General features: G+C 38.8%; 24 protein-coding genes and 7 tRNA genes. 27 read left to right on the top strand and 4 right to left on the bottom strand.

Translation table 11 applies throughout. The features are described 5' to 3' along the window. Positions 1 to 76 precede the first annotated feature (76 nt). Positions 77 to 2,269: a Tex family protein gene (locus JCM10596_RS06100; protein WP_439644804.1), complete on the top strand. Its 2,193-nt coding sequence runs from the start codon at positions 77 to 79 to the stop codon at positions 2,267 to 2,269. A 119-nt stretch (positions 2,270 to 2,388) separates the two neighbouring features. Here JCM10596_RS06100 and cmpA read toward each other — a convergent pair whose 3' ends face one another. Continuing rightward, positions 2,389 to 2,535, bottom strand: a complete 147-nt coding sequence (cmpA, locus tag JCM10596_RS29105; RefSeq protein ID WP_148302520.1) for a cortex morphogenetic protein CmpA — start codon at positions 2,533 to 2,535, stop codon at positions 2,389 to 2,391. A gap of 127 nt (positions 2,536 to 2,662) precedes the next feature. After that, positions 2,663 to 3,001, bottom strand: coding sequence for a hypothetical protein (locus tag JCM10596_RS06090; RefSeq protein WP_025026347.1), 339 nt, complete (start codon positions 2,999 to 3,001; stop codon positions 2,663 to 2,665). A 232-nt stretch (positions 3,002 to 3,233) separates the two neighbouring features. On the opposite strand from JCM10596_RS06090, the gene JCM10596_RS06085 reads away from it, so the two are divergent. From JCM10596_RS06085 to JCM10596_RS06055, 7 genes are all read left to right on the top strand, one after another. Next, positions 3,234 to 3,309 (top strand) — tRNA-Asn (locus tag JCM10596_RS06085). Between the two features lie 5 nt (positions 3,310 to 3,314). Beyond that, positions 3,315 to 3,406: transfer RNA gene (locus tag JCM10596_RS06080), tRNA-Ser, on the top strand. 32 nt (positions 3,407 to 3,438) lie between these two features. Beyond that, positions 3,439 to 3,513: transfer RNA gene (locus JCM10596_RS06075), tRNA-Glu, on the top strand. 29 nt (positions 3,514 to 3,542) lie between these two features. After that, positions 3,543 to 3,618 (top strand) — tRNA-Val (locus JCM10596_RS06070). A gap of 23 nt (positions 3,619 to 3,641) precedes the next feature. Further along, a tRNA-Asp gene (locus JCM10596_RS06065) sits at positions 3,642 to 3,718 on the top strand. Positions 3,719 to 3,776: 58 nt separating this feature from the next. Then, positions 3,777 to 3,851: transfer RNA gene (locus JCM10596_RS06060), tRNA-Gln, on the top strand. Positions 3,852 to 3,886: 35 nt separating this feature from the next. Then, positions 3,887 to 3,971: transfer RNA gene (locus JCM10596_RS06055), tRNA-Leu, on the top strand. Positions 3,972 to 4,375: 404 nt separating this feature from the next. On the opposite strand, the gene JCM10596_RS06050 is transcribed toward JCM10596_RS06055, so the two are convergent. Both JCM10596_RS06050 and JCM10596_RS29470 read right to left on the bottom strand, forming a co-directional pair. Further along, complete coding sequence (locus JCM10596_RS06050; RefSeq protein ID WP_025026346.1) at positions 4,376 to 4,867, bottom strand: hypothetical protein; 492 nt, start codon at positions 4,865 to 4,867, stop codon at positions 4,376 to 4,378. Between the two features lie 181 nt (positions 4,868 to 5,048). Next, positions 5,049 to 5,192 (bottom strand): hypothetical protein, encoded by a 144-nt coding sequence (locus JCM10596_RS29470; protein WP_159102325.1) that lies wholly within the window; start codon positions 5,190 to 5,192, stop codon positions 5,049 to 5,051. Between the two features lie 186 nt (positions 5,193 to 5,378). Between JCM10596_RS29470 and JCM10596_RS06035 the strand changes: the two genes are divergently transcribed. The 19 genes from JCM10596_RS06035 (at position 5,379) to JCM10596_RS05945 (ending at position 15,865) form a co-directional block, all read left to right on the top strand. Further along, a complete protein-coding gene (locus JCM10596_RS06035; RefSeq protein ID WP_025026345.1) occupies positions 5,379 to 5,918 on the top strand; it encodes a hypothetical protein in 540 nt (179 codons plus the stop codon). A 61-nt stretch (positions 5,919 to 5,979) separates the two neighbouring features. Next, the gene (locus JCM10596_RS06030) at positions 5,980 to 6,327 is read left to right on the top strand and encodes a DUF3221 domain-containing protein (protein WP_025026344.1); all 348 of its coding nucleotides are present in this window, start codon (positions 5,980 to 5,982) and stop codon (positions 6,325 to 6,327) included. A gap of 54 nt (positions 6,328 to 6,381) precedes the next feature. Beyond that, a complete protein-coding gene (locus JCM10596_RS06025; RefSeq protein WP_025026343.1) occupies positions 6,382 to 6,732 on the top strand; it encodes a hypothetical protein in 351 nt (116 codons plus the stop codon). Positions 6,733 to 6,767: 35 nt separating this feature from the next. Further along, positions 6,768 to 7,199 carry a DUF4275 family protein gene (locus JCM10596_RS06020; protein ID WP_025026342.1) on the top strand — a complete coding sequence of 144 codons (432 nt, stop codon included), beginning with the start codon at positions 6,768 to 6,770 and terminating at the stop codon, positions 7,197 to 7,199. Positions 7,200 to 7,571: 372 nt separating this feature from the next. Then, complete coding sequence (locus JCM10596_RS06010; RefSeq protein ID WP_025026341.1) at positions 7,572 to 7,889, top strand: hypothetical protein; 318 nt, start codon at positions 7,572 to 7,574, stop codon at positions 7,887 to 7,889. Then, on the top strand, positions 7,886 to 8,161 hold the full coding sequence (locus JCM10596_RS24170; protein WP_025026340.1) for a sigma factor-like helix-turn-helix DNA-binding protein: 276 nt from the start codon (positions 7,886 to 7,888) through the stop codon (positions 8,159 to 8,161). Before JCM10596_RS06010 ends, JCM10596_RS24170 begins: the two co-directional genes overlap by 4 nt. A gap of 6 nt (positions 8,162 to 8,167) precedes the next feature. Further along, entirely contained in the window at positions 8,168 to 8,377 is a 210-nt protein-coding gene (locus JCM10596_RS06000; protein ID WP_025026339.1) for a hypothetical protein, read from the top strand. Positions 8,378 to 8,567: 190 nt separating this feature from the next. Next, positions 8,568 to 8,999: a phage tail terminator family protein gene (locus JCM10596_RS05995; RefSeq protein WP_025026338.1), complete on the top strand. Its 432-nt coding sequence runs from the start codon at positions 8,568 to 8,570 to the stop codon at positions 8,997 to 8,999. Further along, positions 8,992 to 9,156 carry a hypothetical protein gene (locus JCM10596_RS29710; protein WP_199900115.1) on the top strand — a complete coding sequence of 55 codons (165 nt, stop codon included), beginning with the start codon at positions 8,992 to 8,994 and terminating at the stop codon, positions 9,154 to 9,156. Before JCM10596_RS05995 ends, JCM10596_RS29710 begins: the two co-directional genes overlap by 8 nt. Continuing rightward, a complete protein-coding gene (locus JCM10596_RS05985; RefSeq protein ID WP_025026337.1) occupies positions 9,157 to 10,476 on the top strand; it encodes a phage tail sheath family protein in 1,320 nt (439 codons plus the stop codon). A gap of 1 nt (position 10,477) precedes the next feature. Then, entirely contained in the window at positions 10,478 to 10,621 is a 144-nt protein-coding gene (locus JCM10596_RS31240) for a hypothetical protein (RefSeq protein WP_369345606.1), read from the top strand. Then, complete coding sequence (locus JCM10596_RS24165; protein ID WP_369345609.1) at positions 10,615 to 10,944, top strand: phage tail tube protein; 330 nt, start codon at positions 10,615 to 10,617, stop codon at positions 10,942 to 10,944. The genes JCM10596_RS31240 and JCM10596_RS24165 overlap by 7 nt, the downstream gene beginning before the upstream one ends. Before the next feature lie 13 nt (positions 10,945 to 10,957). Beyond that, a complete protein-coding gene (locus JCM10596_RS05975) occupies positions 10,958 to 11,374 on the top strand; it encodes a phage tail assembly chaperone (protein ID WP_025026336.1) in 417 nt (138 codons plus the stop codon). Positions 11,375 to 11,554: 180 nt separating this feature from the next. Next, on the top strand, positions 11,555 to 12,625 hold the full coding sequence (locus tag JCM10596_RS05970) for a tape measure protein (protein WP_025026335.1): 1,071 nt from the start codon (positions 11,555 to 11,557) through the stop codon (positions 12,623 to 12,625). Between the two features lie 280 nt (positions 12,626 to 12,905). Then, positions 12,906 to 13,490 (top strand): hypothetical protein, encoded by a 585-nt coding sequence (locus JCM10596_RS05965; protein ID WP_025026334.1) that lies wholly within the window; start codon positions 12,906 to 12,908, stop codon positions 13,488 to 13,490. A 33-nt stretch (positions 13,491 to 13,523) separates the two neighbouring features. Beyond that, positions 13,524 to 14,216, top strand: a complete 693-nt coding sequence (locus JCM10596_RS05960) for a LysM peptidoglycan-binding domain-containing protein (RefSeq protein ID WP_025026333.1) — start codon at positions 13,524 to 13,526, stop codon at positions 14,214 to 14,216. Then, positions 14,209 to 15,177 carry an XkdQ/YqbQ family protein gene (locus tag JCM10596_RS05955; protein WP_025026332.1) on the top strand — a complete coding sequence of 323 codons (969 nt, stop codon included), beginning with the start codon at positions 14,209 to 14,211 and terminating at the stop codon, positions 15,175 to 15,177. The genes JCM10596_RS05960 and JCM10596_RS05955 overlap by 8 nt, the downstream gene beginning before the upstream one ends. Further along, positions 15,177 to 15,470, top strand: a complete 294-nt coding sequence (locus tag JCM10596_RS05950; protein WP_025026331.1) for a DUF2577 domain-containing protein — start codon at positions 15,177 to 15,179, stop codon at positions 15,468 to 15,470. The genes JCM10596_RS05955 and JCM10596_RS05950 overlap by 1 nt, the downstream gene beginning before the upstream one ends. After that, the gene (locus JCM10596_RS05945) at positions 15,467 to 15,865 is read left to right on the top strand and encodes a DUF2634 domain-containing protein (protein ID WP_025026330.1); all 399 of its coding nucleotides are present in this window, start codon (positions 15,467 to 15,469) and stop codon (positions 15,863 to 15,865) included. Before JCM10596_RS05950 ends, JCM10596_RS05945 begins: the two co-directional genes overlap by 4 nt.

Here is a 15,865-nt window from a genome sequence, read left to right as displayed (position 1 = left end):
TTGATATAGTATGGTATACTGAGATGGATTTAGGCTTAGGCTTAGGCTTAGGCAGTTAGGTAGGAGGAATAAGAACATGACTCAAGTGATGGAAATAGAAGAGGTTCAGAGCCGGATTCTGCAACAGGTGCAGGAGGAATTGCACTTATCTATTAAACAATTGAAAACGACCGTTCAATTATTGGATGAAGGAAATACCGTTCCTTTTATCGCTAGATATCGTAAAGAAATGACAGGTGGCTTAGATGAAGAGCAAATTCGTTCCATAGAAGAACGAGTGAAATATCTTCGGGGGCTGTATCAACGAAAAGAAGAAGTGATTCGTCTAATCGATGAGCAAGGGAAGCTAACGGAGGAGCTACAGAATCAGATTTTGGAGGCGAAAAAGCTCCAAGAGGTAGAGGATTATTATCGTCCCTATAAACAAAAAAGACGAACTCGAGCCACCATTGCGAAGGAAAAAGGACTCGAACCGTTTAGTGAATGGCTGCTCTTGTTTCAAACGACAGATCCAGTGCAAGAAGCAGCTAAATACATTTCGCAGGAAAAAGAGGTACATACAGAAGAAGATGCCTTACAGGGAGCCATGGACATTATTGCGGAATTGGTTTCAGATGATCCAGATTCAAGAAAATGGATTCGAGATCTGACCTTTCGAAAAGGACAGCTTATCACGGCTAAAAAGAAAGATGAAGAGGATGGCAAAAATGTATTTGAGATGTACTATGAATACAGCGAAGCGGTCGCCAAAATCGTGCCTCATCGTGTCTTAGCGATTAATCGTGGAGAGAAAGAAGAGATTCTTAAGGTGCAGATCCTAGCTCCCGTAGAGGAACTTGAAACTCGCTTGAAACGAAAATGGATCAAAAAAGCCTCTTCTCCAGCGACTCTTTATGTAGAACAGGCTGTGTTGGATGGCTATAAACGCTTAATTGCTCCATCAATCGAACGAGAAGTTCGTAGAGAGTTAACGGAGAAGGCAGAGGTACAAGCTATTGAGGTTTTCTCCAAAAATTTAAAATCGCTCTTGCTGCAAGCGCCTGTGCGCGGAAAGTTTGTCTTAGGGGTGGACCCTGCTTATCGAACAGGCTGTAAATTAGCGGTAGTGGATCCCACTGGAAAAGTCTTAGCGATTGATGTGGTCTACCCTACACCACCACTGAACAAGGTGGCTGAAGCTAAAGCGAGGGTACATCAATATATTAGCGATTTTAAGATTGATGTGATTGCGATAGGAAATGGGACCGCCTCGCGAGAAACCGAGCAATTTATTGCTTCTCTGATTAAGGAGAGAGAGGAAAACCTAGCCTATATTATTATTAATGAAGCGGGAGCCAGTGTCTATTCTGCTTCTCCTCTAGCTAAGGAGGAGTTTCCTAAGCTAGATGTAGCAGAAAGAAGTGCGATTTCCATTGCTAGACGTTTGCAGGACCCGTTAGCTGAATTGGTGAAGATTGATCCTAAGTCAATTGGAGTGGGGCAATACCAGCATGATGTTGCGCAGAATGAGTTAGGAGATAGCCTTACCTTCGTTGTTGAGAGTGCTGTAAACCAAGTGGGAGTGGACGTTAATACCGCTTCATCATCTTTGTTACAATATGTATCTGGCTTAAATAAGACGGTAGCTAATCAGGTTGTGAAATATAGAGAGGAAATAGGAGTCTATAAGAAGCGAAAGGATCTGATGAAGGTTCCGAGGCTGGGAGCAAAAACATATGAACAAGCGATAGGCTTCCTGAGAATCTTTGACGGAGAAGATCCATTTGACCAAACTCCTATTCATCCAGAGTCTTATCCTGAAGCGGTTCGCTTTATTCAGGAACTGGGCTTTACGAAGGAACACATTGGCAGTCAGGAGCTGGTCGATGCGCTCAATCAAGTGAACATTGAAGAATGGGCTACTAAATTAGAGATGGGTGTCCCCACTCTAACGGATATCATTGAAGCCCTTCAGAAGCCAAGAAGAGATCCTAGGGACCAGTTAACTAAGCCACTTCTCTTAACCGATGTCTTACATATAGAAGATCTTCAAGTAGGGATGAAGCTGGAAGGAACAGTAAGGAATGTTGTCGATTTTGGTGCATTTGTGGATATTGGTCTGAAAAATGATGGCTTAGTCCATATTTCTCAATTATCAAACCGTTTTGTTTCGCATCCTCTTGATATAGTAGCTGTAGGGGATATTGTCACTGTTTGGGTTAGTCAAATCGATCTCCAAAGAGGGAGAGTAGGGTTAACGATGCTTGATCCTACCACCGCTACTCAATGATCGGATGAAGAATAAAATAAACCCCCAATAGATTGTAGCTCCAACATCCACAATAGGAAATGACGTTATTGACTATCGTCTGGATGAAGAGGGAACTCAATACATTGGGGGTTTTCCATTTAGTTTTCGATGGGTTCATTTTTTTTACTGTGTTCAGACTGATACGTTTTTTGGTATAGATACCAGCAATCATTGAGGATACATATCTGACGCCGATCTTTTTTACGGAAAGCTCGACGCAACTGGCGTGTAAGCCAATCGGGCATGATACCCCCTCCATTCAGATCCTTAATCTTCGAAGCTTTTTCTAAAAAAAGGACTAGACGACATCTTCGAAAGGGCTTCGAATAGAAGTTTTTCATACTTAGGTATCTACAGTATATGAATGGGTTCTTAGTCTTGTTCTTCTAATAAATACTCAAGTTGAGCTTGAAAGGCGCGGATTTCTGTTAGCAATGAAATTAATGGATAGTTTTCTTCTTTTAATGCTGCAAAACGAGCTTCTAACTCATTTATATACTCTAAACCATCCTGAACTTGAATGGAATCAGCCGCTACTTCAACCTCATTACATTCTAATAAGACTTCTGGAATCAGAGGAAGCTTGTCTACCGTTAACTTATTCACTTCCTTATGCAAGCGGAAAATAAGGGCTGTAAATTGATACATATGTGTGGGTACAATACTAATTAGACGCAGTTTTTTATCTTCCTGAATCAGACAATAGTTCACTTCATACACTCGCTTTCTATGGGTTCTTTGGTTAAAGTGTATCGAAATGAGGTAGCAATGACAAGACCAAAACGTAAATAAGAGATAAAGGCTTGACTTATTTAATTTAAAATGATATATTGTAAAAGCCGTCGCCATAAAAGAAGGTCCTAGAAAATTTCCAAAAAAAGTTTTTGGATAAGGGCTTGATTTTTGGGACAAGACATTGTATCATAACAACTGTTCCACTTATTCCACAGTAGCTCAGTCGGTAGAGCAATCGGCTGTTAACCGATCGGTCGTAGGTTCGAGTCCTACCTGTGGAGCCATATATGGAGAAATACCCAAGTTGGCCGAAGGGGCTCCCCTGCTAAGGGAGTAGGCGTCGTAAGGCGCGCGAGGGTTCGAATCCCTCTTTCTCCGCCATTTGTATTTTCAAAAGAAAAACTTTACATCATGGCCCGTTGGTCAAGCGGTTAAGACACCGCCCTTTCACGGCGGTAACAGGGGTTCGAATCCCCTACGGGTCACCAATTTCAATGAAACAAGTATTTAACAATATGGAGGATTAGCTCAGCTGGGAGAGCACCTGCCTTACAAGCAGGGGGTCGGCGGTTCGATCCCGTCATCCTCCACCATCTTATGATGTTCAAATGAATATGGAGCTGTGGTGTAGAGGCCTAACATGCCTGCCTGTCACGCAGGAGACCGCGGGTTCGAATCCCGTCAGCTCCGCCATCATTTAATCTAAAGTAAATGAATTTAGGCTTCCATAGAAGCTTTTTTTAATCCTTGTTGGGCTATAGCCAAGCGGTAAGGCAACGGACTTTGACTCCGTCATTCTTTGGTTCGAATCCAAATAGCCCAGCCATTTCTTTAATTATTACCGATATATTGTTTATTTATGCGGTCGTGGTGGAACGGCAGACACGCTATCTTGAGGGGGTAGTGCCCAACGGGTGTGGGGGTTCAAATCCCCCCGACCGCACCATACATAATAACCTTGATACATCTCACTTTGTGAGGTGTTTTTTGTTTTTTACTGGAATAGTTATTGGGGACTAAAAATGAGTTTGGGGACAAATTGGGGACGAAACTTATTATCCATTTTTTCTTTTTGGATTAAACTTATCAAACCGTTCTGCAGTATGGCGGCTTCTCTTTTTTGTGACGTGCCCATAAATATCCGCTGTAGTTTGATGCCTAGAATGTCTAAGCCGTTTTTGAATGTCCTTCATTTCAGCGCCATCCTCAATAAGTAATGTAGCAGTTGATGTCTTAAGTCGTGGAATCGAATGTGCCTTTCACAAAAACGTTTCCACCATTTTGGAGGGGGTGTATGGTAAATCGGCTTACCACAGCTCATAATTAACAGAGCTGTGGTGGCTGGTACTTCTATTGATCAATGACAAAACTATGCTTATTTGAAAAAGACACAGTTTCAAAATAAAGAAATCTTTTTTCGTCCTCTTGGTTATCGAGTGACATTTCTTTAAACCAATCCGCTTTAAGGTCTTCTTCTGTACATATCCGCCCACGCCAGAGTTCCATTCCTAGCTCTGGAAACTTGTATGTATACCCGATTTCTGCATCTTCATTTCTGATGTAGGGAGAGATTTTATCGAGCATCTCTACAAGTTGATCAGCTTTTGTGTTGAAAAGATCGATTCCTCTTAATGTACAATTAAAATGCTCTCGTAAATCCTCTATGACTAACTGAATATGAGTAATTCTTCCTGCATTGTCGTAAGCCAGCATAAACGAGCTGTCGTGTAAGTTACAATACTTATCACAGTATAATGTGACGATGGGCTCAACTTCTTCTTTAGCCATCCCAAGATGAATTAAACCGACTGAGCTTCCTTCTTTTATTAGTAGTTCTTCCATTTTTAAATCTCCTCAAAGGTAATAGTGTACATCCATTTATCTTAATTTACACAAACAATGGGTTCAAAATACCAAAGGTTTAAATGCAATAGAGTCCCCTTCGACGGGAATAGTTTCCAGTCTTCTAACATGGAAGCCATTCTTTCTGATATTAGCCAAAAATAATCGTCAACATTAACCATTAATCTTTTCCTAGTTTTGAAGTATCTATCTTTATTGGTGACATTGGAATACTAGTAGCAAAAAACTGCTCTTCTAGTAATTGACGCACTCGATCTTTATATTGTATGTCTACACTTAAGGTAATTTTTGTAAAAGGTTGCATGACGAACACCTTTTATTAAATATAATATGGGGATGAGAGACCATCCCCATATTATTCTATCAGTCATTGTTGTCTATTGCTCTACCTTTTAAAACTCCTTTATAGAAACTAAATGAACAATACTAAGTATAATATACTGTGCTGTTCATGAAATAGTTAAAATAAGAAAAATTAGGAGTTTTTAAAATGAGGTTATTATTTTGCTTGTTACTAGTCTTATTGTTAGTAGGGTGCACTGTTGTTGAAAACACTCCTGGTACGGAGTTGATATCTCTTGAAGATACAGAAACAGGAAAAGAACTTATTCTAGATTTTAGGGATACAGAAAAGAAAGTTATTCAGAAATTAGGGAAACCCTATTCAGCAAATAATAATGAATATGAATACGATCATTTAAAATTGCAATTTAAAGAGGGATTTTTGCTTCAATTTTGGTTTGACGGAGCAAGATACAAGATGAAAGGCATTGGAGTGGGAAGTACCTTAGATGAAGTTGAAGAAGCATATGGACACAGACCGACTTGGGATAATGGTTTAGAAGCATATCATCTGTTATATATTATAGAGAACGAAAAGTTAGTGAAATCGGAGTTCGCTAAACATGAAAGTAGCATTAACAAAGCCTATCAAGATGAATCAAAAAAATTGACTTATTATATATTGATCTTTAATTTAGACGAAAATAACAAAATTAATGGAATTAATGTAATTGGGAGAGTTTCTTGATATTTTTATAGATAATTAGCTGTAGTGCCAATAATAGCTACAATTAAATTTGGAGGGAAGTATGAAAAGAGTATGGCTATTCCTTATCATAGTTATAGTTTTATCCATTTCTGGATGTTCGCCTAATAATAAAGAACCAGACTATAATGGATACATTGTAGATCAAAACGAAAACGAAACAGATCAAGTATACGTTATCGTTTGGGGAACTACAAAAGAAGACGTTTTAACAAAACACCCTGAATTCATATATGCTGAAGTAAAAGATAATATACTTGTGCTTCTTTATGAAGGTGAGAGCAAATATAATATTGGTGATAAAGTCTTTGTCTGGACAGAAGAAAAAATGGATGAAAACCATGTGGCTAAGGCAAAGAAAATAGAACTAGATACAAGTGATGAGCAATAAACTCGTAGATAACTATTAGTTAATAAATTTATAAATAACACTGGAGGTAAAATAGTGAGAAGAATGCTATTTTTTGTTTTACTAATCCTAGTAATTACCGGATGCTCAGCAATTGAAACAAAGTGGGATTATAAAGGGTATATCATTGGTGTTGTTGATAGAGAGGATTTTCAAGCTTATCAAATCATGTGGGATATTTCAGAACAGGATTTGAAAACAAAATCAGCAATAGAGTTAACTGAATTTAATCATGGTAATTTAGTATACGTTTTATTTGAAGAAAAGAATAGTGAACAAAATGGATTTAAAGTAGGAGATAAAGTCCTTATTCAAGTAGAGGAAGAACTTGTACGTGGAATGGTCACGCCGAAAAAAATAGAACTAGATACAAGGGATGAACAATAAAACTCAATGAATTGAATGAAACCAAGGGGGCTAAGGTGAATAACTCAAAAGAAGTATTTTTACCCTTAGAAGAATCTAAAAAGTTGAGAGAGAAATACATAGCTAGCTTTATAGATACAGAAGGTTTGTATTATAAAAACTACATTCTTGAAAAAGAAGATGGATTTTTATGGGATTGTTTTATTTCCGCTAATACGATAGAACTCAGCGAAATTCTTCAATCGCCCTTTCTAAAGAAAGCTGTCTATGTCTTATGGGATAAGACATCCTACACGCCTTTTCTCCACTTTCATATTGAACAGGTCTTACTGATACCGATGGAAGAGGTCTTGAAGGAACCTGTAAAATATACGGAAGATCTTTATCTTTTTGATGATTCATTCAAATGGACGTATGCTCTGACCCATGAGAACAATGAGTATGGGAGACGTTTGTGCTTTGAACAGAAAGGTAAAAATAACGCTTAGCCTCCTATGGTTCGTGCCATTTACACAAGTCTTTTAAGACTTGGACATAGTGCCAGAAACGGACCACTCATATGTCAAAAATGTCTGATATGTCCTACGTGTCCCCAGATATGCATGAAATGTTTTTTGAAGGTATACTAGCTATATCACTAGTTCTATTAACGAGATGCATCAAGAGTGGTAACTAAAATAAATAGATTCAAATGTCTGAGCGAAATCCGCAGGACGCAGATTGACAGAAGTTGTTGTCAATCTGTGTCCTTTTTTTATGCTTAAAAAAATAATAGCTAGCACATTAGGAGGGAATTGAAATGAAAAAAGTAATGGCGGAATCTAGAAAATTTTTGGCTGTGTATGGAGGCTTGGGTGGATATGAAAAGATACAAGAATTTACATGAATATGAGAGTGAACATGCGGATTTTTTAGCACAACCTATTGTAAAAAGCTTTTTAGAAGATGAATCCCATCGGATCTTACTTAAAGAGGTTGTTGTTGAAGGGAAAAAAGCAGCTAAAGAACAATTAGATCTGCGTTTTGTTGAACATTATTATCTTTATCGTTTAATGAAGTATATTTCCATCCTTTCTCATTATTTTTCTAATCATTATGACAGGGAGCGTAGAAAACAAAAGAAACACTATCTTCTATTCCTAGATCAACTTGTAAGAGGGAAGGAGTCCAGGCTTTGATCAGTTCTTTATCCATGGATCGGGAAAATGGAGAATCTAGCAGGATGAATACTGAGTTCACTCTGCTCGATATTGCAGAAGATGAAGTTCTTTACAATAGCTTACTCCAATTAACAGAAAAAGAAAGAACGATACTTCAACTGATTTATATTGATCAATGGACACAGACGGAAGTAGCTAAATGGTTTAAAGATACTCCACAAAACATAGGCAAAACCAAGAAAAGAGCACTAGTAAAGATAAAAAATGAGTTGGAGAAAGGAAGAGAGTGAAAAGGAATGGAGAAGGACATCGACAAGAAAGGGATACTCACGAAAGCATTGCTTATGATGGATCCCAAAATTAAAAAATCGTTACTGAACACAGATAAAAATGAAAGAGATGATCTGGAGCAAGAAATAAGGTTAAAAGTAATTGAAGCGGTTATGGAGGGGAGAATAAAGGTTCCTCCAACGTACAGTCATTACCAAGAGGAATTTTATAGTTAGTAGATTCGGTCGAGCTACAAGGTGTTTACACATTCAAGAGAAAGGGGGTGATTAGATGTAACCAGGAAAAAGGTTAACAGATAAGAGATAGAAAAAATGGAACTAAATGAAGGGGGAGCAAACGTAATAAGGCAGCATTTGAGTCGCAAGAAGCAAAAAAGCTGGAAGATAAGGACTAGGAGATGACCAAATGGGAGTAATCACAGTGAATCATGTACTTAATAGAGTGGTTGAGACTCTAACAGCACATTTTCCAGAGATTGATGTGTTAAGTGAAGGAATAGCAGAGGAGGTAGTTCCTCCTTGTCTTGAAGTGAAGCTAGTAGAAACAAGCCAAACCCATGATATGAATACAAGGTATAGGCGTAAGCATAGCTTCGAAATTTGTTTCTACGCCGTAGAGCCTAAAAACAGTGAATTACATGATCAGGCTGAACAGCTTTATTCCATCATGGACGTGCTACAGATCCAGGAAAAGGGTTATCGTGGAATGGGAATGCGACATGAAATTGTGGAACAGGTTCTCCATTTCTATGTTGATTACCACGTTCTGATACACAAGGAAGGAACGACAAATACACCCATGAGGAAATTAGAGCAAGGGGGATATGTACGTGAGTAAAGATAAAGCAAGGTATACCAAAAAACAATATTTAACTTCAAAAAAGTATGAACATCAAAGTGATCTGCTGCGGGCATTGCTTGAAGATGAAAAAACATACACGGTAGAACAGGTTCAAAAAAAAATAGATGATTTTCTGAAAAAGGAGGCCAAATAGATGGCTAGAGGTACATGGACAACGCAAAACAAGGTAAGACCAGGAGTATATGTTAATTCAAATAGTGAACCCAAACCTTTAGGAAGTGTAGGGGAGCGAGGGATTGTCACGATGGCACTTGCTCTGAACTGGGGGGAAGCGAAGAAAATCCAAGTTGTAGAAGCTGGAGAAAATACGTTCTCCAAGCTTGGCTATGCAATGACAGATGTTCAAATGCTGCTCATTCGAGAAGCCTTAAAGAGAGCGAAAACCCTCTTATTGTATCGTTTGAATGCAGGGGTAAAGGCTACAGCCACTGTAGGGGAATTGACCATGACAGCCAAACATGGAGGAACTAGAGGAAATGATATTACAGTAACCATTCGGACAAATTTAGACGATAACACTAAATTTGATGTTCTGACATTTGTCGGTGGGCAAGAAGTAGAGGTGCAGACTGTTGCCGATAGTGCTTCTCTTAAAAACAATGATTGGGTCGTGTTTACAGGTACAGGCGCTTTGGTTACAACAGCGGGAACTCCTTTAACGGGTGGAGCCAATGGAACGGTAACGAATGCCGATCATTTAGACTATTTAACAGAGGCGGAAGTACATGATTTTGATACCATGGCTCTGATCTCAACAGACAACACACTAAAATCCCTGTATACCTCTTTTTGTGAGCGATTAAGAGAGGATGAAGGGAAGAAAATTCAAATTGCCTTAGAAAATTATCCTACAGCGAATTATGAAGGAATCATTAGCGTGAAAAATGGTGTGATTCTCGCCGATGGAACTAGCCTAACTGCCGCACAAGCAACAGCATGGGTCGCTGGAGCTACAGCAGGTGCACAGGTCAACGAATCTTTAACATACCAAGTATATGATGGTGCCGTTGATGTTTCACCTCGTTTCTCTAATTCTCAAATTATTGCAGCTTTACAAAATGGAGAGTTTCTCTTCACGCAGAATAATGGAAGAGCGGTTGTGGAGCAGGATATTAATACCTTAACGCTATTCACTCCAACCAAAGGAAAGCATTTCTCTAAAAACCGTGTGGTTCGAGTCTTAGATTCAATTAATAACGATTTTGTTCATATTTTTAGCAGCTTCTATATTGGCAAAGTAGATAATCATGAAGATGGACGTAACCTGCTTAAGAATGAGTGTATTAATCTTTTGGAGAAACTACAAGCCATGGGAGCAATTCAGCAATTCGACTCTCAAACAGATATTCAGGTTTCACCTGTAGAGGGACAAGTAGATGCGGTCTTTATTGAAACCTATGTCAACCCAGTGGATGCGATTGAAAAAATTTATGTGAAAGTGATGGTGAAGTAATATGGCTTTTATGAATGAACAAGATGCTCTAAGTGGGAAATATGCAAAAGCTTTAATTACGATCGATGGGAAGGTAGAAGAATTATTCTATGCTAAAACAGGAGAAGCAACGATCACCAAAAATAAGACCGATGTCCCATTTTAGGGAAGACGAATGTAGGTCAAAAATCGACAGGTTGGAAGGGGACGGGAACCTTAACGATCTATTATATGACTAGCTTATTCAGAAAGCTAATGTTCGATTATATTAAAACAGGAAAGGATTTTTATTTCGATCTGCAAGTATCTAATGAAGATCCTATTTCCAGTGTAGGAAAACAAACAGTGGTTGCAAAAAACTGTAATCTAGACAGTGTTGCCTGGTTCAAATTCGATAGCACAAGTGATGATGCCTTAGAAGAAGAAATGCCATTCACATTTAGTGATGTCGCTTTATCAGATAGCTTTAAGAAACCAACAGGCGTATAAGGAGGAGATAGCTATGAATACTTTACAAGAATTTCTTAATGCAAATCCAGTAGATAATATTACAGAAGAAGTGGTTATTTCAGATAGATTCAAGGGGAACAACGGAGAACTGTTCAAATTTAAGATCAAAGCGATGTCCAATGAAGACTTTGAGCAGATTCGTAAAAAATCTACCATTGTTCATACCAAAGGGAAGCGGCAGGTAGAAGTAGACGTCCAAAAAATGAATAATGATATTATCATTCAAAATACATTAGAGCCCAGCTTTAAAGATGCTGAAAGTATTCAGAAACTAGGTTGTGTTACACCAGATGAATACCTTTCTAAAGTATTATTGCCTGGTGAAATTGCCGAATTATCTAGAAGGATTCAACAGCTATCCGGTTTTGATCGAGATATGGACGATTTAGTAGAAGAGGCAAAAAACTAATTAAGGGGGGCGATAGTGAGGCGAACTATGCTACTATGCCCTCCATAAACTAAAGCTGCTTCCTTCTCAATTCTGCCATTTGCCGAGAGAAGAAAAGGCGTTTGTAATTGCGTGTATTAATGAGCGCATTGCTGCCGAGAAAAAAGAAGCGGATCGAATGAAAAGAAAGTAGGTGATTCATTGGCAACGATCGTAAATACATTACAATTGAAAAATCCAATGGTGACTAGTTTACAAGATTTAAATAAGTATGCCAATGTTACCGCACATCACTTGGAAGATCTTAGTCCAAAATTTAAAAATGCTTTTGACGTCCATATATTTGATAAAGCCAAAAAGAGTATGGAAGTCACTGGAGAGGTTGTTAATACTGTTTCTAAAGAAATTGATAAAGCAGAGGGCAAACAGAGTGAATTTAATGAAGCGGTAAAGCAAGGAGAGCAGCAAGCCTCTGGTCTAAAAAAAGCAATTATAGGGTTAGCAAAGGATGGCTACAAACTGGTAACAGGCTTTATGTCTGAATCGCTAGATTTAGCCAACCAGCAGGTGGCAGCTGAACAGCGTCTTCATTCCATCATGTCTAAAGTGGGAGGAACGACACAGGAGCAAGTGGATCAGATGAAGCTTCTAGCTGCAGAAATGCAGGGAGGGACCACGATTGCTGATCAAGTGGGGATGACAGGGATGGCTGAGCTAGGAAGCTTTAATATAGGCGCAGAGAGTATTCAAGCCTTAACCCCCGCTCTGTATGATCTTGCTGTGGCTATGCATGGGGTAGAAGTGTCGCAAGAGGAGATGATGAAAACCTCGAAGCTTGTAGGAGAAGTCATGGGAGGCAAAGTGGGAGAAATCTCTAAGCTTGGAGTTTCATTTAATGAAGCGCAAATGGAGATTCTAAAAACAGGATCGGAAGCAGAGCGTGCAGCCTTATTAGTAGATGTGTTGGGTCAGAGCTTTGGAGGCTTGGCTCAGGATATGGCTCAGACGCCTCAAGGTGTCGCTTTACAGTTAGCCAATGAATGGAACAACTTTAAAGAAGTTATTGGCTATGGACTTGTTCCTGTGATGTTAGAATTTATTGAAACCATACAGGCGCATATGCCAACCATTCAAGAGGTATTTCTAACAGTCTTTGATACAATCATTCAGCTGCTAGGGTCTATCTTAGAATATAGTTCGATGGTGGTTGATTTTTTTACAAATTACTGGTCAATTATTGAGCCAGTAATTTGGGGAATTGTAGCGCCTTAACGGCATATCTCTTAATTACTCAATCAGCCACTATTTTGACCAGTATACTCGCTATGAAGACAAATATATTAGCTATGGCGCAAGCTTATACAATGCAATCTTAAGTGTCAATCCGCTAGTTTTAATTATTGCTGTAGTAGTAGGGTTAATTGTTGCTTTAGCTAGGCTCTGGCAAAGAAACAATGCTGTAGCAGCATCTTTCTATGAAAATTGGAATGGGATATTAAACTTTTTTAGTACATTACCAGCCTTTTTTTATTCACTTGCACAAGTGCTACTTATGCCGATATATATATGGGCAATGAAGACTGGAAAAATCATTGACTTCGTAATTAATAAATTTATTGATGGTTTTAATAAGGTTGTGGAACTTTATAATAAAGTAACAGGATTATCAATTGATTTAGTTCCAGAATTTAGTGTTGGTGAATTTGCCAAAGATGTAATGGGTTATTTACAGACGAAGAAAGAGGAAGTATACGCAAATGCAGCTCAAAAAGCAGCTGAAAGACAAGCTAGATTCTCTAAACCGGAACTTCCACCTATAGGAACAGGGACTGGACGTGAGAGTGGATTTGGTACAGGGCTTGAAACGAAGGGCTTAGGTAACATAGATACCATCAATAAAGTAGGGGAAGTTGGTCAAATCAGGGATAGTGTAGATATTTCTAGTGAAGATCTGAAAATGATGCGTGAACTTGCCGAGATCAAGAATGTTCAAAACTTTGTTAGTTTAACTCCTACAGTCAGTGTTCAAACTGGTGATATCAATCAGGGATACGATATTGAAACCATTGTTTCCAATATTACAGAAAAGCTCGAAACGCAGATCGTTTCTTCTGCTCGTGCAGTCTATGATATTTAAAGAGAAAGGAGATCAAGTGAGAGGAGTAATATTATGTCAGAGTACGGAATATGGTTAAGCTTCAACAATCAAGAAGAAGGTTTTCAGCTTCCTATTAACCCAGGCTCCATTGAGATGAGTGATGGAGGGAAAGGAAAAACCTACGAAATTTCCAAAATGGGTGAAATCAATGTAATCAAAGAGCCCAAGCTCTCCGAGTATTCGTTCAGCGGAGTATTTCCAGCGAAAGAGTATCCGTATGAAGCGACTGAACTTGTCTTAAAACCAAAGCTTTATGTGGAGTATCTATTAAAATGGATGGAAAGCAAAAGACCCATTCGTTTCGTTTTTACGGGAGCTAGCTTTGATATCAATACACCTGCTAGTATAGAAAGCTTTCAATGGAAGGAAGTGGCTGGCGGGGGTGGAGATATTGAGTATTCATTAAAACTCAAAAAATACGTATTCTATTCAGCTAGGCGTTTTCTACCTCTTCTCCCTTCTCAAAAAGGGAGTATTCCTATTCTACAAAAAGAGAAACCAACTCGCCCTAATGATAAGCAGCCTCCAAAAACCTATACGTTGGTTGCTGGAGACACATTGTGGAGTGTGGCTAAGAAAACATTAGGGGATGGAGCTAAGTGGAAGTCCATTCAAACCTTAAATCAGATCTCTGATGCAGAAGTGAAACGTCTTAAAGTTGGAAGAATTCTCAAGGTTCCGTCAGGTGGTGGAGCTAGTGCTTGAAATTATTCTGGATAATAAAAACGGGGTCATGTGGGATATTTCAGATATTGTGACGAGTGTCACTTGGAAGACAAGCAGAATAGGTCGTCCAGGTAGCTTAGAATTCACCTTAATTAAAGGCTCCCCTTTCCAGAGAGGAAAACTGGAATATGGAACAGGGGATGTTGTCCGAATGAGATATAAGGAGAGAAACGTGTTTTTGGGCTATATATTTACCATAGACAGTGGCAAGGACGAAAATGTCAAAATTACTTGCTACGATCAAGTAAGATATTTATTATCTTCAGCCGCCTATGTCTTTTCTCATGCGACGGTAGGGGATATCATTCGTAGAATAGCTCAGGATTTTAAATTACAAGTAGGTCATATTGCTGAAACAGGCTATCGCCTTCCTTCAATGGTAGAGGATAATCAAAAACTGCTAGATATTATTGACAAGGCGATTGTCCATACTCTTTGGAATACCAATCGAAATTATGTCTTTTATGATGATTTTGGAGAGTTGTGCCTACGAAATGTAGAGGATCTACTCGTGGATTTCTATATCGGTGATCACAGTCTGATGTATAACTTTTCGTCCCAACAATCCATCGATAGTGATACGTATAATCGAATTAAACTATACCGAGATAATAAGAACACTGGAAGGCGAGAAGTCTATATGATTCAGGACAGTGCCAATATAGCAAAGTGGGGGCTACTACAGCTCTATCAATCGGTAGATGAAAAGAAGAACATGGCACAGATCAAGGAGCTTTTAGATCAATTAATGGTCATTAAAAATCGTGAATCAAAATCGTTAAAGCTTGATTGTATTGGAGATATTCGTGTTCGTGCAGGGTGCTATGTCCCCATTGTAATTGAGGAGTATGGGATTAATCAGCCGTTTTTGGTCAATGAGTGTAGCCATCGTTTTGATGGGGCGGAGCATACAATGAGTTTAGAATTGAAGGTGATCTAATGCTACAAGCGATTAAACAAGCAGCGATGGATGCACTTGAGGCATCAAATCCAGTCGCAATTTTATTTGGAACAATAACTAAGAACCATCCTCTTGAGGTGAACGTGGATCAACGTTTCACACTCACAGAGGATTTTTTAATCCTCACAGAAGCGACAAAAGAGGTAAAAGTAAACATTGGCGGGACAGAGTACACTCTTCGCGAAGGGATAAAAAGCGGAGATAAAGTACTATTGCTTCGTATGCAAGGGGGGCAAAAATTTTTGCTTTTAGATAGGGTGGTAGATTCATGATTCCAGAGAGCGGTTATTTAAAACATGCAGAAATTGTAGAAACGGCGCAGCCTTCCAAGACATGGAACATAGATTTTCAAAGAAAAAGAGTTACAGGCATGATCGATGAGCTCGAAGCCATAAAACAGGCGGTTCATTTTATCTTGAATACAGAACGGTTCAAGTATTTGATTTATTCAGCTGACTATGGCTGTGAGCTTACCACTTTAATCGGTAAAAATCCTCTCCTTGTGCGTTCAGAAGTGTCCAGAATGTTGGAAGAGGCATTACATCAGGATGACCGAATTGAAGGAGTAGAGAATGTAGAGGTCACAGTACGTGGAGATCATATTCTACTTACTTTTGATGTGGTTTCTGTGTTAGGGCGTTTTTCGATTGAACAGGAGGTGAGTTAA

The sequence above is a fragment of the Caldalkalibacillus mannanilyticus JCM 10596 genome (assembly GCF_000615945.1).
GTDB lineage: Bacteria > Bacillota > Bacilli > Caldalkalibacillales > JCM-10596 > Bacillus_AT > Bacillus_AT mannanilyticus.
The sequence above is the reverse complement of the archived record's forward strand: the minus strand, read 5'-3'. Positions and strand labels throughout refer to the sequence as shown.